We start from the raw sequence: 17,145 nt of genomic DNA on the forward strand, positions 1-17,145 counted from the left end.
CAGATATAAACATCTTTTTCGACATTTTCTATAAAATATACTATACAGTTTTATCAAAAATGAAAATGTAATTTTTTTCGATTTTTAATAAATTTTTTAGATGTTCGCTCCCATTAATCAAAAAATAACATTTTCAAAAAACGATATACTTCATAAAGTTTTTTGCAATAAATCCATACCTCGTTAAGCCGCGCCAAAAGGTCTTCTTCTACCTCTGCATTTTTCCGCCATGCTTCTCCCCTGCCTTGTACATGGAGAGAAAGAAGCCTGTTTTATCCTCCATCAGCATACACAGCCCTGCCTCAAAACAAAAAGGCGGAAGGTCTTCTCTTTCGAAAACCTTCCGTCCTCTGTTGTTTAAGATTCTATTTTCTCAAATTGCTCTGAGAGCGCCGAACGATTCATATTCCGGCCGATCACCGTCAAGATGCTCTCACAGGGCGCTCCCCAGGGATGCAGATACACATGCCCGGGGGTATAGTCCGCCTGTATCCACGCACCATCCTCCAGCGGCAAAAAGCCTTTTGCACGCAGGATTTGTCCCCTTGCAGGATCGCTCAGTTTCATCAGTTCTTCCTCCCACTGCGCGGCCGTGCGAGGCGGGTAGGGATGAAACACCTCCGATGTAAACAGCTCGGCTGTATGCACATGTCCGTGTCCCGACACAGGCACACAGGACGCTCCTTCCCCCGACACCTGCTCCAAAATTCTTGAGACATCAAGCGCATCCCATGGACAGGCCCAGATATGGACATCAGGATTTTCTTCCAGCAGAGAAGTGTACACGGCCCCGGCTGTCTGCGGGGACACCAGATCCAGTTTGCTGCAGATAATGGCATCCGCATGTCGAATCTGGTCCAGATAAAACATCCCCATATCTTCCACATAGGTCTGATGCATCTCCGCATCGACAATGGTAATCGCCCTGACCTGAGCTATCCCCAGTTCATCCGACACGCTGCGGCAGGTATTCAGCAGCACACTCAACTCTGCTAATCCAGAGGGTTCTATCACCAGCAGATCGGGATGGTATGAGTGCTCCAATGTACGGATGGCCTGGTCAAAAGCGCCGGACAGAGCGCAGCAAATACACCCCGAGGCCAATGTGCTCACCGGAAGATCTCGGCGCTGAAGCAGAATGTCATCCACACTGCAGGTCCCAAACTCATTTTCCAACAGAGCCGTTTTTTGACCTGAGGCGGTACAATTCAGCAAGCGGCGAATAAAGGTGGTCTTCCCTGCCCCTAAAAAACCAGATACCAGTATGATTTTTCCCATTTAATCTGCCCTCAAATCAAAACTCATGCAGGATAAGAAGCTGGACTCATACCCTGACTTGGTCGACAAGTCCACATAGGAGATCGCTCGCGCCATCCTCTGCGCACGCTGCCGCTCTGCCTGAGAGAGCAGGCACATGGTGGCCCCCGCCCGGGAAGAATTGCCTACATACGAAATTTTGGACGCAAATGCAGGGGGCAGCAGGCCTGCCCCCACCAGACTCTCCGGGGAGAGATGGCGCCCAAATTGCCCGGCGACCAGTACATGGTCAATCTCCTCCGGACGCAGTTTCAACTCATCCAACAGGCACTGACATCCGGAGAGAATGGCCCCCTGTGCAGCGCGCATGCCGCATCCGATGTTCATACCTTCCAGCGCCGGACCTGCCGCACAGGAACAGGACACCAATTTATGATCGCGGCACAGGATCATCTCGCCGTTTGTCCCGATATCCACAAAAAAGACCGTGTCTTCCCGCTCATCCAGCCGTTCGGCCAAAGCACCAGCCACAATGTCTCCCCCAATATAGGCGGAGACGGCCGGAAGGCAGTAGAGAACGGCCTCCGGATGGAGGTGTAGTCCAGCCTGTGCTGCCGGCACGGTGACGGCATCCCGAAAAACCGTACGGAATGGCGTCTGGCTGAGCGAAGCCGGGTGGACCCCCAACAGCAGGTGGATCATGGTCGCATTTCCCGCCACAGAGACTTCAAAAATATCTCTGACGCTCCCTCCCGCCTGATGGCTCAACCGTTCTGCACAGCTCTGCAGCGCCTCTGCAATGGTGCGCTGCAGGTCCGCTATTCCAGTGGAATGTTCCAAAGTGTACTGAATCCGCGAGAGCACATCCAGTCCAAATGCCTTCTGTGGATTGACAAAGCCATCTTCACACACTTCTTGCCCGGTACGCAGGTCCACCAGAGAGACCGACACCGTAGTGGTTCCCAGGTCTACCGCCATCCCCCAGAGCGGAGTCCTCCGGATCAGGTCCACGGGTCTCCCCAAATAGGAGACGACCTCCACTTCGGTATCCCCCGGCAGAGATGCAAGGCTACGCAGCAGGGTAAGGGCCGGCTGCTTCTCTGGCGGTAAGATTGTCTCTGCAAGCGAGTTCCCCCTCCACTCTCTGTCCTTTGGTACAGGCTGCGCGGTAACTGCCGGCTGCAGGGAAACCGCCGGCATGGCACTGCTTCCAAGCACTTGCGTATGTTCCGTCTTCAAAAGCTCCAGCGGGTCCAGATCCACTGGCTCCACCGGTACTGCCATACAGGCCAGACGGATCCCCTGTTCTATTTCTTCCATCGTAAGAAAGCTGCGCTCCGTCTCTGTGAGCGGCCCCGCATTTCCCCGCAAAATCCGAACTTTGCATTTCCCGCATACGCCTTTTCCATTGCAGGGGCTTTCCAATAGGATCCCCTGGACCCGGAGCTGGTCCAAAATACTGCTTTCTGTAGGATTGACTCGCAGCATGGTAACCTCCCGATGGGATAATTTTTCTGTATATTGCTACATCGCTCTGACGATCTGTAGCTATTTTAGGGATTCCGCCGGCGGTTGTCAATCGAGGGCCATCAGTCCGGCCAAAAAAGGAGGCCGCAGCCCATTTTTATCGAAATTTCTTATAAAACAAGCCGTTAATATTTATAAAACAAATCGGACAGTATCGTAACAGTTTGCTAGGATGAACTTAAAATGCAACCATCGCTTGCGGCACGCTGCCGCGGAACCAGAGAAAGGAAGACCGCCTTATGGATACCAGTAAAGAGGGACTTTTAAAGGAACTTTCCCGCTGTGTACTGGAAATGGAAGATGACACCGTCGCGGATGTGGCCCGCATGTACGCCTCCCAGGGCTATGACCCGGTAGACGGCATTCTTCTTGGATTGGTGGACGGAATGAACCGCGCCGCCACGCTCTATGATGAGGAAGAATATTTCATTCCGGAAATGCTCATTTGCTCCAGCGCGATGTACAACGGCCTGGAGGTATTGCGGCCCCTGCTTCCACAGGAGTCGGAAAAGCAACCGTGCAAAATCATCATTGGCGTCGTTCAGGGAGATACCCATGATATTGGTAAAAATCTAGTCAAAATCATGTTGGAATCGGCCGGATATACACTGGTGGATTTGGGGCGCGACGTGCCCGCCGACCGCTTTGTCTCCGCCGTAAAAGAGGAAAATGCCCAGGTGGTGGCGATGTCCACCCTGATGTCGACCTCCATGGACTATATGCGTCAGGTCATTGAAGCCCTTACGTCCGCCGGTCTGCGCAGTCAGGTCAAAGTCATTGTGGGAGGGGCTCCGATCTCCCCCGCATTTGCAGAGCGGATTGGAGCGGACGGATATTCCAGCAGTGCAACGGAAGCGGTCAAACTGGTCGCACGTCTGGTAGGGTGAGCATCGGATGGAAAAACAGTCTTACATCCAGCGCCTTCAAGACGCCGCTCATGGGGGGACGACAGATCGTCCCCCTTGTATTTGCCCGGGCGGCATGATGAACATGATCGTAGACGAAGCGATGGAAGCCGCAAACAGCTTCTGGCCAGAGGCACATTGCGATCCTCAAAAAATGGCCGCCCTGGCCAAGGTCATGCGGCAAAACGGCGGCTTTGAGAATTACGGCGTGCCGTTTTGCATGACGGTAGAAGCGGAGGCCATGGGGGCTGTCGTAGACCTGGGCGGCGCACATGTGGAGCCGCATGTCACATACAGCCCGCTCCACTCCTCCGGGGAAGCCGACCGTCTGACCTCCATGGATCTGACCCAGGGGCGTCCGCACTGTGTGCTGGAGGCAATCCGCATGTTGAAGCAGGAAAATGACGGCGTTCCCACAATCGGCAATGTGACCGGACCCGTCAGCGTGGCCGGAACTCTGGTCGATATGACGGCGCTGCTGAAGGAAATGAGGAAAAGTCCGGAGACCTGTGTCCATTTACTGGAAAGGATCACCCACGAGCTCATCCGTTACGCCAGAGCACAGATCGAGGCCGGAGCAGATGTCCTCTGCATTTCCGAGCCCAGTGGCACCGGTGAGATTTTGGGCGCCCGCCATTTTCAAACCTATGCGCTGCCTTATATCAATCAAATTCTGGACGCAGTGGAGGCCCCGGTAAAAATCGTCCATATTTGCGGAAGGCTCCACAGTATTTACGGGCTGTTGGATCAGATTCACTGTGACGTGTTCAGTTTTGATGCCATGGTCCAGCCGGAGGAAATCAGGCCTTATTTGGGCAGCAAAGCGGTCATGGGCAACATCAGCACGCACGCGCTGGGAACGATGCAGCCCGAATGGGTGGCTGCCCTGACCAAGACCGCACTCAAGAACGGGGTCGACATTGTTTCCCCCGCATGTGGTCTGCCGGTCACTGCCCCTTTCCAAAATATCCAGGCAATGGTACAGACTGTCCAGACATACAAAAGGACGGGTTCGTAAGAGAATGCAGGAATATTGTTGTCAGCGAGATCAATATCTGATCTCCGAAGAAATGCTCTCCTCTTTGGGCATCAAGGCAAGCAGCATCTATGAGAATGAAACAACCATTGCCCGCCTTGCACAGGCAATGGGGGAAACGACTGGTACCGGATACGCCATTCTCCCCTTTTGTCACACCGTAGAGGCAAAGGCACTGGGGGCGGACATTCTGCCAGCGGATGCTGCGGCCGGTCCCCGCCCCGGGCGCTATGTATATGAGACACTCTCCCAAATTCCCCTGCGCTCCTTTGTGCACACCCCGGAAATCCAGCATCTGCTGGCGGCCTGTCAGGAATTACACCGCGCCGGAAATAAGGTGGCCTTTCAAATCACAGGTCCCATCTCCATGTTAAGCTGTCTGATGGATCTCTCCTCTCTGTTCCGGACCTGGCGAAAGCAGCCGGATGCTGTCTCTGCTTTTCTGGAACAACTGGTTCCGCTGATGCTGGAATATGTAGAGGCCATCTGCTGCGCCGGAGCTGATGCCATCTCCTATGCCGACCCCGCTGGAACCGGAACGATTCTGGGACCGCGTTACACCGAGGCAATCCTGCAGTTATTCACATTGCCTTTTTTACAGGCCGCATCTGAGTACTGCGCAGACCGCACCGCTCTGATGGTCTGTCCGTTAACCATGGCAGATCTCACCAAAACTTCTGCCTTTCCTCCAGGACGTGCTGCCGCAAACCGGCTTTTGTGCCGCTGTGTGAAAGCGCCTTCCAAGCCGCTTCTTCACTAGAACCCCTCTGCTCCTTTTATAGCTATCGCCAATTTAGAATGCACCCAATTATAGATAGAAATGATTGGAAAATGCAAAAAAAAGAATGCTAAGATGTTTGGGGCAAAAATAAATTGTCTGAATTGGAAAGAAAGAAGGTTTCTCCTGAACATGAAGCGTATGTTGTCTCTTGGCATTGCGGCTATGATGGTAGCCGCTCTGGCTGGCTGCTCGAATTCCAGTGCCTCCCAGTCCACTCCTCCCGCCACTTCCGCTACCCCCGCTCCCTCCGCAGAAGCGACGAACAATGAGGAGAGCAAGGTCGTCCGCATTGGTGCCTATGGCGCCCACGTTCCCTTCAATTATATGGAGGGCGACGAGCTGGTCGGCTATGAGGTCGATATCTGGAAGGAGATTGCCGAGCGCAACAATCTGGAGCTGGAGTATACCATTTCCAGCGATGTAGCCGGTCTCTTTACGATGCTGGACACTGGAAAGATCGACACGATCCTCTGCCAGGTCAGCGCTACGGAAGAGCGTGCAGAGAAGTATGACTTCTCCGATCCCTATATGTACACCGGCGGATGGTTCATCAATGAAAACAGCGACGATGTCAACAGCATTGAGGACCTTTTCGGCAAGAGCGTGGGTGTCATCGCCGGCAGCGTCGATATCGATATGTACAACGAGGCAGATCCCGAGGGCAAAATCGAGCAGGTGATCTACTCCAACACGGCAGCCGCCTATGAGGATGTGCGTCTGGGCCGTCTGGATGCGGTCGGCATCTCCATCCCCCAGGGTTCTTACCTGATCAAGAACGGCGATGTCTCCGGACTGAAGGTCAGCGGTTATAACGGAATCACCGAAACCGATATCTTCCCCTTCCTCAAGGGTACCAATGAGGACCTGCGCCAGATGGCAAACGATACCATCAACGACATGCGCGAAGATGGCAGCCTGGCAGAGCTGTCTATCAAATGGTTTGGGGCGGACGTGACGGAGCAGCCCGAAGCGTAAGCGCGTTCAACGACTGAGCACACTACAAACGGGTGGGACAAAATCATTGTCCCACCCGCTTTTCTAGCTTATATCTGGATGGATTGAGGGGGTATCCCGTTTTGTTTGACCAATTGGACCTTGTATATATGGTAGAAGTGTTCCCTACCCTATTGGATGCTACGAAGGTCACGCTGTTTCTTTCCGTACTGGCACTGGTCCTCGCCTTTGCGCTCGCCCTTGTGCTGGCCTTCATCCGCTATTTCAAAATCGCCATTCTCTCCCCCCTGGTACAGCTATACGTCTCCTTTTTCCGCGGTACTCCCCTGATTACACAGCTCTTTCTGGTTTACTTTGGTATTTTTACCTTAAATCAATTTTTGACCAAACTCTCCCCCACCTACGCCGTCGTGGTTACCCTGGCGCTGAACAGCGGCGCCTATATGTCCGAGACGATCCGCGCTTCCTTTGCATCGGTAGATCAGGGCCAGATCGAGGCGGCCGAATCGCTGTGCATGAGCAAATTGCAATACATGCGCCGCATTGTATTCCCCCAAGCCATGCGGGTGGCATTGCCTTCCCTGTTTAATTCCCTGATCGATCTGATCAAGGGAACCTCCATCGCATTTACGATCGGTGTCACCGAAATGATGGCCTGCGGTATTTACGAGGGCAGCCGTCAGTTCAATTTCTTCGAGATTTATTTGGATGTGGCCATAATCTATTGGATTCTTTCTATCATCCTCAGTTTTCTCCAGCGCAAACTGGAAAAAGCTCTGAATGTCTATCAGTGAGGAAATAAAATGATTCAAATTGAACATCTCTATAAAAATTTTGGACCCACGCAGGTATTGAAGGACATCAACCTGCGCATCGAGCAGGGCGATGTGGTTGCCATACTGGGCCCTTCCGGCACCGGAAAATCCACCCTGCTGCGCTGTTTGAATTACCTAGTCACTCCCACCAGCGGCATTATAACCGTGGGTGATGTGCGGGTGGATGCCCAGAAATACCGGAAGCAGGATGTACTTGCCCTACGAAAACACCTGGCCATGGTATTCCAAAATTACAATCTGTTTCGAAATATGACTGCGTTGGAAAATGTAGCCGAAGCACTGATCACGGTCCACCGCCGCCCCAAGTCCGAGGCGATGGAAACCGCCCTCAAGCTGCTCCAGAAAGTGGGCATGGAGGAGCGGAAAGACTTCTATCCCTCAAAGCTATCCGGCGGACAGCAGCAGCGCGTGGCCATCGCCCGTGCATTGGCCGTAAATCCGGATGTCATTCTCTTTGATGAACCGACCTCAGCGCTGGACCCTGAGCTGGTTGGAGAAGTCCTGCGTGTCATGCAGGAGCTGGCCCGTGAGGGGTCCACCATGCTGGTCGTAACCCATGAGATCGGCTTTGCACGCAGTGTGGCCAGTCGTGTGCTCTTTATGGACGGCGGCGAGATTGCCGCCGATGGTCGGCCCGATGAGATTCTGGACCACCCAAAGCAAGAGCGCATTCGTCAGTTTCTCAACATCATGGAGCATCAGCCCATCTCCGACCAATGACCATAGGAGGGAACAATGGATAGAATGACGAGCAGCGAACGCATGGCATGTCTGTTTGCAGGAAAGCGCCCGGACCGGGTCCCGGTCATCCCCCATATGGAGGCCTTTGCCGGTGTCATGTGCGGAATGTCAACTTACGAGTGGTATAATTTCCCCGAGAATGCATACCGCAGCCAAATCTGGTGTCAGGAACTGTTCGGCTATGACGGCGGAAAATGCTATGACGTGTCCTCTGGAATCGCCGGCGATTTTCCAGGCGGCGAGGTCGTCATTCCGCAGGAGCCCCGGCTTTCTCTGCCCTATGCGTCCCGCTTGGCCGCTCCAACAGAGGCCGATGTGGAAAAGCTCACCCTGCCGCGCAGCATTGATGAGACATTTGATGCCAAACGCATCCTGGAGTTCAACCGGATCTGCTATCGCAACGGAGAGGGCGTCTCTGTATTTGCCGGTTCCCCCACCAGTGTGGTGCAGTACTTGGTCGGCGCAGAAAATATGGTCCGCTGGATGATCAAGAAACCCGAGCTGGTCCACCGCCTCATGCGTTTTGCCACGGATTATATCTATTTTTTGGCTCAGGCATACCTGGATGAGTTTGGACCAGAACCTCTGGGCGCCGGAATGGCCTGTCCATTGGAGTCCAATGCACTTCTCTCCCCGCGCCAGTTTGAAACCTTTTGTCTGCCCTATCTGGTGGAGATCTTTGAAACGTATCGGGAGTGGAAGATCCCCATTACGGGCCTGCATCTGTGCGGCCGTCATGATAAAAATCTCCCCATTATCAAGGCAAACATCCCCTTCCACGGAAGAACTCTGATTACGGTGGGCGCTGAGACCGATCTGGAGTATCTGGGAAAAGTCATGGGTCCTGATTTTATTTTGGGCGGAAACGTACGCAGCATTACCCTTCAAAATGGAACGCCGGAAGAAGTTTATGCGGAATGCGCGGCTATTTTAAAGAAAATGAAGTATTTCCCCGGCGGCTTTGTGCTTACGCCTGAGTGTACCATCAGTTACCTGACCCCGCCGGCCAACTTTTATGCCATGCTAAAAGCCGCAAGAGAGCTGGGTGCATATGATCCCAGTGAATCTCCCAATTAAGCCGTTCACATTCCGCTGAAAAGCCCGGTTCGCTCTATCCTCTTCTCCGCCGATTTTCCCCACGCCCTTGCGCAATGTGGAAAAGGGTCCTATAATGGGCCGTGTACCTGTCGGCTCTGCCGGACAGGAGATCGACGTACCGGGAGGGACATGACTTGCAGCAGGAACGCACTGCCTCCATGCTCAACGGCTCCATTCGCAAAAGCATCACCCTTTTTGCGCTGCCCATCTTCTTCGGCAATCTCTTTCAGCAGCTCTATAACACCGCCGACTCCCTGATTGTGGGCAACTTTCTGGGCAGCAACGCGCTGGCCGCGGTCAGCTCCTCCAGCAGCCTTATCTTCATGCTCATCGGCTTTCTGAGCGGCGTCTCCATCGGCGCAGGGGTGGTCATCGCCCGGTATTTCGGTGCCAAGGACTACGACCACATGCGTCTGGCCATCCATACCACCGTGGCCTTCGGTTTGGCCGCCGGTGTGGTTATGACCCTGGTGGGGATGCTCCTCTCGCCACAGATCCTCTTATGGATGGCTACGCCCCAGAATGTCATGGGGGACTCTGTGCTCTACCTGCGGCTTTACTTTGCCGGCTCCCTCGGTTTTGTCCTTTACAACGTTTCGGTTGGTATCCTCCAGGCGGTGGGAGACAGCCGCCATCCGCTCTATTATCTGATCATCTCCTCTCTTATCAACATTGTGCTGGACCTGGTATTCATCGGGCCCTTCCACATGGGGGTGGAGGGGGCGGCCATCGCCACGGTCATCTCTCAGCTGGTCAGTGCCGTTCTCTGCCTCATCCAGCTGGTGCGTACCCAGGACTGCTATCGCCTGTATCTGTCCAAAATCCGCTTTGACGGCGAAATGCTGCGGCAGATCATCCGGCTGGGGCTCCCCTCCGGCCTGCAAAACTCCATCATCGCCTTTGCCAACGTGGTGGTCCAATCCAACATCAATGTGTTTGGGGAGATCGCCATGGCCGGCTGCGGGGCCTATTCCAAAATCGAAGGGTTCGGATTTCTCCCCATCACCAGCTTCACCATGGCACTCACCACTTTCACCGGCCAGAACCTGGGAGCCGGACAGCTGGAGCGCGCCAAAAAGGGGGCGCGTTTTGGCATTTGGACCACGGTCATCCTGGCCGAGATCATCGGCGTGCTGGTCTTTGTCTTTGCGCCGCAGCTCATCGCCGCTTTTGACTCCAACCCGGAGGTCATCCGCTTCGGCATCGAGAAGGCCCGCACCTCTGCGCTCTTCTTCTTCCTGCTGGCCTACTCCCACTCCATTTCCGCCCTGCTGCGCGGCTCCGGAAAGGCCATGATCCCCATGGCCGTCATGCTGGTCTTCTGGTGCGTGGTCCGGGTGACGTTCCTCACCATCACCGTTCCGCTGACCCAGAGCATCCAAATGGTCTATTGGGTCTACCCCCTCACCTGGCTGCTCAGCTCCATTGCCTTTTGGATCTATTACCACCGGGCCGACTGGCTCCACAGCCATTTTTGAGCTGCGGTCCGTTCAACCCAAAGTAAAACCCGGCTGTGCCTCTCTGCACAGCCGGGTTTTTTGTGTAAAAAATTTTGCTGTTCTGCAAGAATACGGCACGGTCCTCTTGACAGGTCAAAATACGGGCTATATACTTAACAACGTTAACTATATAGAAGAGGGATATCTATGCAGATCGAATGGACCGATATGGCGCACTATCAGCAGCAGCTGCAAAAGGTCGTGCGGGCACTGCTGCCGGCACGGCAGTCCACCCTGACGGCCAGTGAATGTGAGCTGTTGGCAAGACTCTATTTGAATCCCGGGCAAAATACCCCTTTCCTGCTCAGCGAGGGGAGCGGCATGAAGAAGGAAGCGGTGAGCCGCTGCCTGAAGTCGCTCTTTGAAAAGGGCTGCGTCCGCAAGGAGCGCCAGGCGGAGGATGAGCGAAGCTATCGTCTTTTTATCACCGAATCCGGCCTGTCTGAACTGAAAAAGGGATATGAGAGCATTTTACAGCCCTTTTACGACCTGTGGCGCAGCACAGGAGACGTATTTGAGCAATTTCTATCTCATACCGATCAACTGGCCGCACAGATCGAGAAAGGACCGAACAAGCACCTTGACCATGAAATTTTATGATGCCTTACAGATGGACCCGTCCATTCTAAAGCGAAAGATCGCCGCCTGTGAAACGCTGCAGGAAAAGAATTATTATTGGTTGGCAATCACGGTGCGCTCCGTGCTCATCGTGGCCTTTGCCATTGTATTTATCAGCCTCCTGTCCGGCATCTTCGGCGCGGATAACACCGCCATGGCCGTAGCGTTATTCTGTATCATGCTGGGCCTGCGCTTTGTCAATTTTAAATACTGTGTCGGTGATTCCCTCTTCACACTGGCAATCGCCCTTGCCATCCTGGTGCTGGCCCCCAGTGCAGCGGCCGTGATCCCTCCGGTAGGCCTGATCCCGCTCCATTTTGCGGCCTTCTTTGGACTGCTGTATATCACCACCCAACGGCCGGAGCTGGGAAATGGCGGTCTGTACAGTTTCGCCTACGTCTATCTGACCGGCAATCCGGTCAGCGGCGAGGCCCTTGTCCGCCGCGGCATGCTTGCCTTGGTGGGCTACCTCATCTGCGGCGCGATCCTCTTTGCCAAACACCGGGAGCTGCACAAAAAGATCCGCTTTCACCATGTGGTGCGGAAGTTCAGCCTCTCGAATCCCGTCCATCTCTGGCAGCTGCGCATGGCCCTGGGGGTCAGCCTGGCATTATCGGCGGGACAGATCTGGGGAATGGAGCGCTTCATGTGGATCGGCTTTGCCTGTGCATCCCTACTCTCCCAGTATCCCTACTCTCATGATACTACTCTCCGCTTCCGGCAGCGTATCGTGGGCGCCGTTGCAGGCTCCTGTCTGTTTTTTATACTCTATCAGCTCACCCCTGAGGTGCTGCATTCCCTGCTCGGTCCGCTGGGGGGACTGTGCCTGGGCTTCTGCACCGATTACCGCTACAAAACGGCGATGAATTGCTTCGGCGCACTGATGTTGGGTGCCGGTATTTACGGTGTCCAGCAGGCCGTCCTGCTCCGCATCGTCAATACCTTCCTGGGCGTGGCGTTTGGACTGCTCTTTGCCCTTCTCTTTCACAAAGTGGTCGCCGCAAAGTTTCTCCCCGCGCCGGAAGAGCAACCCTCCTGACCTGGAACGCCCTTTCTGCGATTGGGCGCCCGGTGCACCCATACAGCCAAAACATCAAAATGCCAGGGTCCCGCCCTTACAGCGGGTCCCTGGCATTTTCTCTCTTCCCGAAAATAATTGTCTGCGGCCCATTCCTATTTAGAACAGGGTCCTCTCATTCTCGGCGAACAGCTTGTCGTTGATGGCACTCAACGGCGTATGGTGAATGATCCCGTGGCTGATGATGGCATCCCGCTTATTTTTGGGATAGACCTGGGCATAGGCCGCCTGCTTGAGCAGGCGCTGGGTCTCATCCAGCGTTGCATCCAGGCCGATGCACAGACAGAGCAGCCGATCCCGGGACGGTTTCCTCCGCCCGGAAAAGATCTGATGGAGGTACACCTCACTCATCCCGGCCTTGCGGGCCAGTCCCGCCTTGGAAAGGCCGCTCTTTTCATACAGCTGTCCCAGGAGTTCCGAGACGCTCCAGTCACAGAAAAACTCCTGATTTTCTTTGATATAAGAATCAATATCCGGCTGGGTCATCAATTCCTGCCGGAGGTCGTCAGTGGTCTTTTCTTTCACCACAGATCCCCCCCCTCTTTACTTCCATGGTCAGATTGTATATACTAAATCTACAACATTTTGTGATTGATAACAATATGCACACTGCATAGTGTCTCTGATTTTGGGGTGATTTCCATTTATACTTGGTTGCAACATCGTCTCGAAGAAGAATACGACCCTGTGCGCATGCTCAAGCAGAGCGACCGGGGCAGCGTTCAGCTCATCCGTCACAAAGCCTCCGGCCAGCGCTTCATCCTCCGGCAGTTCACCGGCAATCCGGAGGTCTATTACAAATTACTGGACTACACCTGTCCCAATCTGCCCACGGTGTTTGAGGTGGCGAGCCTGGGGAGCGAAAACCTGGTGGTGGAGGAATTTATCGCGGGCGATACCCTGGGCTTTCTGCTGGAGGGCGGACTTTTTTCCCCGGAGGAGACCAAAAAAGTGGTCATTCAGGTGTGCCATGCCCTGTGGGTCCTCCACTCCATCGGCGCAGTCCACCGGGATGTGAAGCCGGAGAATATCATCCTCCGGGGAGATCAGGCGGTGCTCATCGACTTTGATGCCGCCCGCCTGCACAAGCCGGAGAATGAGATGGATACCCAGATCCTGGGCACCACCGGCTTTGCCGCCCCGGAACAGTACGGCCTGTCCCAGTCGGATATCCGCACCGACATCTACTCCCTGGGCGTGCTCATCAACGTCATGCTCACCGGGGAACACCCCTCCAAAAAGCTGGCGGGGGGCAAAATGGGCCGCATCGTGGACCGCTGTACCCACGTCAACCCCCAGCACCGCTATAAAAACGTGCTGCGGCTGATGGAGGCTCTCTGAGGATGCCCGGGCCGGCAAAGCCCTGCCCCCACTGCGGCGCCTCCCTTCCGGATGGCGCCTCTTTCTGCCCCTACTGCGCAAAGGATCTCCATCCCCGGCAGGCGGTGTTCGTACCCATCCGCCGATGGCTGCGGCCACTGAGACGGGCCGGGCTTCTGCTGGCGGCGGCCGCTCTGATCGCGGCCTTGATTTTGCTGTATGACGCCGTCACACCCGACGTGTACGACGCCTATGGGGAGCTTATCTATGAGATGGACGGCAGCGACTACCACCTGGCGGTCAGCTTCCGCAACGACGGTACTCCGGAGCCGGAATACACCGTACAGGTGGAGTCGGACGAAAGCTATCAACGCTCCTCCAAGCTGATCATTACCCACGTGGACACCGGGATCGACGCGGGGCGGATGTTTAACCAGCAGATCGACTCCTGCCAGGTCCGGATGCTCCAGCCGGACAACGCCTCTCCGGTCATCTGCCATGCGCCGCTCTTTTCCGACGATAACGCCGGCAGCCTGCTGGTCTCCACGCTGGATTTTACCGGAACGAGCCAGGGACCGGTGGAGGTAGAGTGGCGCATTGACATGAAAAACGGGGACACCATCCTTCTCCGACAAACGCTGGCCTTTGAGCCGGTGGACACTATCCACTACTACCCGGAGGACTACGACATGGACACCATCGAGGACCTCCAGGCCCTGGTGGACCAGATCCAGGAGGAGGTCCCCCTGCCCACGGTGGTGCGACTCCACCTGCCTCCGGTCCATTATGAGGGAGGGCTCACCATTGACAAGCGGTCCATCCAGCTCTCCGGCTCGGTGGATGAGAAGAATATGCGCACCGCCTTTTTGGGGCCGGTGGTCATCCGGCCGGAGCAGGACCCCCTGACCATCATCGAAAACATTGACTTTCGTGGCAGTGGCTCTGACACCGGCCTCACCATTGAGGCCGACTGCCGGGTGCGCAACTGCCTCTTCACCGGTTGGGACACTGGAATGCTGGTGGGCGGGGAAGACTGGGCCGACCCGGTGGGGTGCTCCTTTGAGGACAATGACGTGGGACTGTGCTTCCACAGCGCGGGCTCCTATGTGAACTGTACCGATTTTGAGGGCAACACCTTTCTCCGCAACCAGATGGCGGTAAATCTGCTGCAAGTACCTGGTACGCAGACCATCTACTTCTCCGGCTGCCGGTTCTCCGGTAACAACGCCAACATCAATAACCCCACCGGCCATGTCATTGATACCACTTACGCCACCTTTGAGTAAACGGGAGAATCCCTATGAAGCACGACTGTCCCCACTGCGGTGCGTCCCTGTGGTCAGGTGCCTCCTTCTGCCCCTACTGTGCCCGGAGCATCCGCCCCCGTCAGGAGGTGGATGTACCTGTTCGCCGGTGGATGGGCCCTTTGAAGCGTGCCCTTCGGCTGTTGATCTTGGCCGCTCTGGCAGCGGCCGCGGTTTTACTATATGACGCCGCCACTCCAGACGTATACAATGCCTCTGGGGAGCTGATTTACCATCTGAACGGTCAAGACTATCGCCTGCTGCTCACCTTCCGCAACCTCCCCACCCCGGAGGCAGAACGCACCATGCCGGTAGAGGCGGACGGTTTCTATGAGCGCGCCTCCAAGCTCTTTATCTTCCACCAGGACAGCGGAACGGATGCAGGGCAGATGTTTTATCAACACACCCAGTCCGTTCAGGTCCGGGTATTTCAGCCGCCGGACAATCCCTCCCCTGTGATCTGCCAGCCCCCCATCCGTGGTGAGGAACTGTCCGAGGGTCTGCTGGTCTCCTCGCTGGAGTTCACCGGTCAGAGCCGGGGGCCGGTGGAGATGGAGTGGACCATCACCATGAAAAACGGGGATACCATCTTTCTGTGGCAGACCCTGAACCTCCAGCCGGTGGACTCCCTCCACTGTTACCCGGAGGACTATGATATGGACACCATCGAGGACCTCCAGGCCCTGGTGGACCGCCTCCAGGAGGAGGTCTCCCTGCCCACCGTGATCCACCTCCACCTGCCCCCGGTCCAGTATCAGGGCAGACTCACCATTGACCGGCGGGCCATCCAGCTCTCCGGCTCCACAGACGAGCAGGGCCGGCGCACCTCTTTCCTGGGGCCGGTGGTCCTCTCGCCGGAGCAGAATTCCCTGACCTCGGTCCAAAACATCGACTTCCAGGGGAACGGCTCGGGCACCGGCCTTACCATCGAGGCCGACTACCGGGTGAAGGACTGCCGCTTCACGGGCTGGGACGTGGGCATGCTGATCGGCGGAGAGAACTGGGCCGATCCCATCGACTGCTGGTTCGAAGACAACGGGGTTGGCCTGCGCTTTGACAGCGCCGGGACCTATTTTAACTACACCGATTTTACCGGCAACACCTTTGTAAACAATGGAATAGGCATGGATCTGGTCCGGGTACCAAGCAATCATACCATCCGCCTGGCCCAGTCCCGTTTCTCCGGCAACGAGGAGGATATCCTCAATGCCACCGACAACATTCTCAGCACGGTACATGTCATCTTTGAATGAAAGAGAGGTTCTTTATGGAACATAACTGCCCACACTGCGGCGCGCCCCTGCCGGCAGATGCCTCCTTCTGTCCCCACTGCGCCCAGAGCATCCGCACCCGGAAAGCGGCCGCCGTTCCCCCCCACCTGTGGCGTAAGGGCCTGAAATGGGTTCTGCTGCTGGTAATTCTGGCGGCGGCAGCGGCGGCAGGCTGGGTACTGCTGCACGATTCCCCCACCGGCCTCCCCGCCGGGGAGACCACGGCCGTGGTTTTTCAGGAGGACGAAGACGGCATGGTGACGGTCACCCCCGAATATCTGGAGGAGTTCTTCCCCACCCTGACCTGCATTGACTTCGGCACCACCATCAAGACCAGCGACAACATCGACGACTACCTGGTGGACAGCTTCCAGATGGCCCTGCTGGTATCCTCCCGGGGAGCCCAGAGCGCCGTGGGGGAGCGGGGGATGTACAGCGCGGGGAACGACTCCAACAACCGGGTGGCTCTGCTGATCTTTGACAGCAACACCCACCTGATGGGCTACTTCATTGGCTCCCCCACCAGCCTGGGGGACGGCAAGTGGCAGATGGACGTGGTAAACTGCGACTATGACTTCACGGAACTCTACGAAGAGGAGCTGGCCGCCTTTGAGGGCAACTGGGAAGATGATTTCTCCACTTACATCTCTCCGGAGGAGATTCCCTCCTCCGGGGCGGTGTGGTTCTTAAAGGGCTTCGACACCAGCCAGGGCCCAGTGCTGCGGAAGGACGATGCCCAGATCTACTCCCTGTGGCACACCCTCCACAGCCCGGAGCTGGAGCGCCAGTGCCAGGAGATGGAGCGGCTGGAGGAGTTTCTCCCCAAGGAGGGCCGTTGGCGGTGCTACCTGCTGCTGGACCAGGACTACAACCTGCTGGGCTACACCATGCTGGATCATCAGGGGAACGGGGGATAAGTC

The 17,145-nt window shown here is 55.8% G+C and carries 17 protein-coding genes; 14 read left to right on the forward strand and 3 right to left on the reverse strand.

Going from position 1 to position 17,145, the window contains the following annotated elements:
* Nucleotides 1–357 precede the first annotated feature (357 nt).
* Nucleotides 358–1,278, reverse strand: coding sequence for a CobW family GTP-binding protein (locus I2C21_RS08490; protein ID WP_195279009.1), 921 nt, complete (start codon nucleotides 1,276–1,278; stop codon nucleotides 358–360).
* Nucleotides 1,279–2,745, reverse strand: a complete 1,467-nt coding sequence (locus tag I2C21_RS08495; RefSeq protein ID WP_195279010.1) for an ASKHA domain-containing protein — start codon at nucleotides 2,743–2,745, stop codon at nucleotides 1,279–1,281. It abuts the gene before it with no gap.
* Between the two features lie 278 nt (nucleotides 2,746–3,023).
* On the opposite strand from I2C21_RS08495, the gene I2C21_RS08500 reads away from it, so the two are divergent.
* The 10 genes from I2C21_RS08500 (at nucleotide 3,024) to I2C21_RS08545 (ending at nucleotide 12,291) form a co-directional block, all read left to right on the forward strand.
* Entirely contained in the window at nucleotides 3,024–3,671 is a 648-nt protein-coding gene (locus I2C21_RS08500) for a cobalamin B12-binding domain-containing protein (protein WP_193538740.1), read from the forward strand.
* A 7-nt stretch (nucleotides 3,672–3,678) separates the two neighbouring features.
* Nucleotides 3,679–4,707, forward strand: a complete 1,029-nt coding sequence (locus I2C21_RS08505) for a uroporphyrinogen decarboxylase family protein (RefSeq protein WP_195279011.1) — start codon at nucleotides 3,679–3,681, stop codon at nucleotides 4,705–4,707.
* 4 nt (nucleotides 4,708–4,711) lie between these two features.
* Complete coding sequence (locus tag I2C21_RS08510; protein ID WP_286167239.1) at nucleotides 4,712–5,485, forward strand: uroporphyrinogen decarboxylase family protein; 774 nt, start codon at nucleotides 4,712–4,714, stop codon at nucleotides 5,483–5,485.
* A gap of 150 nt (nucleotides 5,486–5,635) precedes the next feature.
* A complete protein-coding gene (locus I2C21_RS08515; protein WP_195279013.1) occupies nucleotides 5,636–6,481 on the forward strand; it encodes a transporter substrate-binding domain-containing protein in 846 nt (281 codons plus the stop codon).
* 101 nt (nucleotides 6,482–6,582) lie between these two features.
* The gene (locus I2C21_RS08520) at nucleotides 6,583–7,254 is read left to right on the forward strand and encodes an amino acid ABC transporter permease (RefSeq protein ID WP_207724982.1); all 672 of its coding nucleotides are present in this window, start codon (nucleotides 6,583–6,585) and stop codon (nucleotides 7,252–7,254) included.
* A 9-nt stretch (nucleotides 7,255–7,263) separates the two neighbouring features.
* Nucleotides 7,264–8,016 carry an amino acid ABC transporter ATP-binding protein gene (locus I2C21_RS08525; protein ID WP_101692107.1) on the forward strand — a complete coding sequence of 251 codons (753 nt, stop codon included), beginning with the start codon at nucleotides 7,264–7,266 and terminating at the stop codon, nucleotides 8,014–8,016.
* 15 nt (nucleotides 8,017–8,031) lie between these two features.
* The gene (locus tag I2C21_RS08530) at nucleotides 8,032–9,114 is read left to right on the forward strand and encodes a uroporphyrinogen decarboxylase family protein (protein WP_195279014.1); all 1,083 of its coding nucleotides are present in this window, start codon (nucleotides 8,032–8,034) and stop codon (nucleotides 9,112–9,114) included.
* 179 nt (nucleotides 9,115–9,293) lie between these two features.
* Entirely contained in the window at nucleotides 9,294–10,613 is a 1,320-nt protein-coding gene (locus I2C21_RS08535; RefSeq protein WP_193538773.1) for an MATE family efflux transporter, read from the forward strand.
* 168 nt (nucleotides 10,614–10,781) lie between these two features.
* Nucleotides 10,782–11,234, forward strand: a complete 453-nt coding sequence (locus tag I2C21_RS08540) for a MarR family winged helix-turn-helix transcriptional regulator (protein ID WP_207724983.1) — start codon at nucleotides 10,782–10,784, stop codon at nucleotides 11,232–11,234.
* Complete coding sequence (locus tag I2C21_RS08545; protein ID WP_195279015.1) at nucleotides 11,221–12,291, forward strand: FUSC family protein; 1,071 nt, start codon at nucleotides 11,221–11,223, stop codon at nucleotides 12,289–12,291. The genes I2C21_RS08540 and I2C21_RS08545 overlap by 14 nt, the downstream gene beginning before the upstream one ends.
* A gap of 138 nt (nucleotides 12,292–12,429) precedes the next feature.
* Here I2C21_RS08545 and I2C21_RS08550 read toward each other — a convergent pair whose 3' ends face one another.
* A complete protein-coding gene (locus I2C21_RS08550; protein WP_328821079.1) occupies nucleotides 12,430–12,858 on the reverse strand; it encodes a helix-turn-helix domain-containing protein in 429 nt (142 codons plus the stop codon).
* Between the two features lie 165 nt (nucleotides 12,859–13,023).
* On the opposite strand from I2C21_RS08550, the gene I2C21_RS08555 reads away from it, so the two are divergent.
* The 4 genes from I2C21_RS08555 to I2C21_RS08570 are packed head-to-tail and all read left to right on the forward strand — an operon-like array spanning nucleotide 13,024 to nucleotide 17,142.
* Nucleotides 13,024–13,671 (forward strand): serine/threonine protein kinase, encoded by a 648-nt coding sequence (locus I2C21_RS08555; protein WP_207724984.1) that lies wholly within the window; start codon nucleotides 13,024–13,026, stop codon nucleotides 13,669–13,671.
* A gap of 2 nt (nucleotides 13,672–13,673) precedes the next feature.
* Complete coding sequence (locus tag I2C21_RS08560) at nucleotides 13,674–14,936, forward strand: zinc ribbon domain-containing protein (protein WP_195279016.1); 1,263 nt, start codon at nucleotides 13,674–13,676, stop codon at nucleotides 14,934–14,936.
* A 14-nt stretch (nucleotides 14,937–14,950) separates the two neighbouring features.
* Nucleotides 14,951–16,207, forward strand: coding sequence for a hypothetical protein (locus I2C21_RS08565; RefSeq protein WP_195279017.1), 1,257 nt, complete (start codon nucleotides 14,951–14,953; stop codon nucleotides 16,205–16,207).
* Nucleotides 16,208–16,221: 14 nt separating this feature from the next.
* The gene (locus I2C21_RS08570) at nucleotides 16,222–17,142 is read left to right on the forward strand and encodes a zinc ribbon domain-containing protein (protein ID WP_195279018.1); all 921 of its coding nucleotides are present in this window, start codon (nucleotides 16,222–16,224) and stop codon (nucleotides 17,140–17,142) included.
* The last annotated feature ends 3 nt before the right edge of the window (nucleotides 17,143–17,145 follow it).

Source organism: Clostridium sp. J1101437_171009_A5 (genome assembly GCF_015547905.1).
In the GTDB taxonomy this organism is placed as follows: Bacteria; Bacillota; Clostridia; order Oscillospirales; family Oscillospiraceae; genus Pseudoflavonifractor_A; species Pseudoflavonifractor_A gallinarum.

What these genes read in the sequence shown, in the direction of transcription:
- I2C21_RS08490 (WP_195279009.1), bottom strand. Translation starts at nt 1,278, where the DNA reads ATGGGAAAAATCATACTGGTATCTGGTTTTTTAGGGGCAGGGAAGACC.
- I2C21_RS08495 (WP_195279010.1), bottom strand. Translation starts at nt 2,745, where the DNA reads ATGCTGCGAGTCAATCCTACAGAAAGCAGTATTTTGGACCAGCTCCGG.
- I2C21_RS08500 (WP_193538740.1), top strand. Translation starts at nt 3,024, where the DNA reads ATGGATACCAGTAAAGAGGGACTTTTAAAGGAACTTTCCCGCTGTGTA.
- I2C21_RS08505 (WP_195279011.1), top strand. Translation starts at nt 3,679, where the DNA reads ATGGAAAAACAGTCTTACATCCAGCGCCTTCAAGACGCCGCTCATGGG.
- I2C21_RS08510 (WP_286167239.1), top strand. Translation starts at nt 4,712, where the DNA reads ATGCAGGAATATTGTTGTCAGCGAGATCAATATCTGATCTCCGAAGAA.
- I2C21_RS08515 (WP_195279013.1), top strand. Translation starts at nt 5,636, where the DNA reads ATGAAGCGTATGTTGTCTCTTGGCATTGCGGCTATGATGGTAGCCGCT.
- I2C21_RS08525 (WP_101692107.1), top strand. Translation starts at nt 7,264, where the DNA reads ATGATTCAAATTGAACATCTCTATAAAAATTTTGGACCCACGCAGGTA.
- I2C21_RS08530 (WP_195279014.1), top strand. Translation starts at nt 8,032, where the DNA reads ATGGATAGAATGACGAGCAGCGAACGCATGGCATGTCTGTTTGCAGGA.
- I2C21_RS08535 (WP_193538773.1), top strand. Translation starts at nt 9,294, where the DNA reads ATGCTCAACGGCTCCATTCGCAAAAGCATCACCCTTTTTGCGCTGCCC.
- I2C21_RS08540 (WP_207724983.1), top strand. Translation starts at nt 10,782, where the DNA reads ATGCAGATCGAATGGACCGATATGGCGCACTATCAGCAGCAGCTGCAA.
- I2C21_RS08545 (WP_195279015.1), top strand. Translation starts at nt 11,221, where the DNA reads ATGAAATTTTATGATGCCTTACAGATGGACCCGTCCATTCTAAAGCGA.
- I2C21_RS08555 (WP_207724984.1), top strand. Translation starts at nt 13,024, where the DNA reads ATGCTCAAGCAGAGCGACCGGGGCAGCGTTCAGCTCATCCGTCACAAA.
- I2C21_RS08560 (WP_195279016.1), top strand. Translation starts at nt 13,674, where the DNA reads ATGCCCGGGCCGGCAAAGCCCTGCCCCCACTGCGGCGCCTCCCTTCCG.
- I2C21_RS08565 (WP_195279017.1), top strand. Translation starts at nt 14,951, where the DNA reads ATGAAGCACGACTGTCCCCACTGCGGTGCGTCCCTGTGGTCAGGTGCC.
- I2C21_RS08570 (WP_195279018.1), top strand. Translation starts at nt 16,222, where the DNA reads ATGGAACATAACTGCCCACACTGCGGCGCGCCCCTGCCGGCAGATGCC.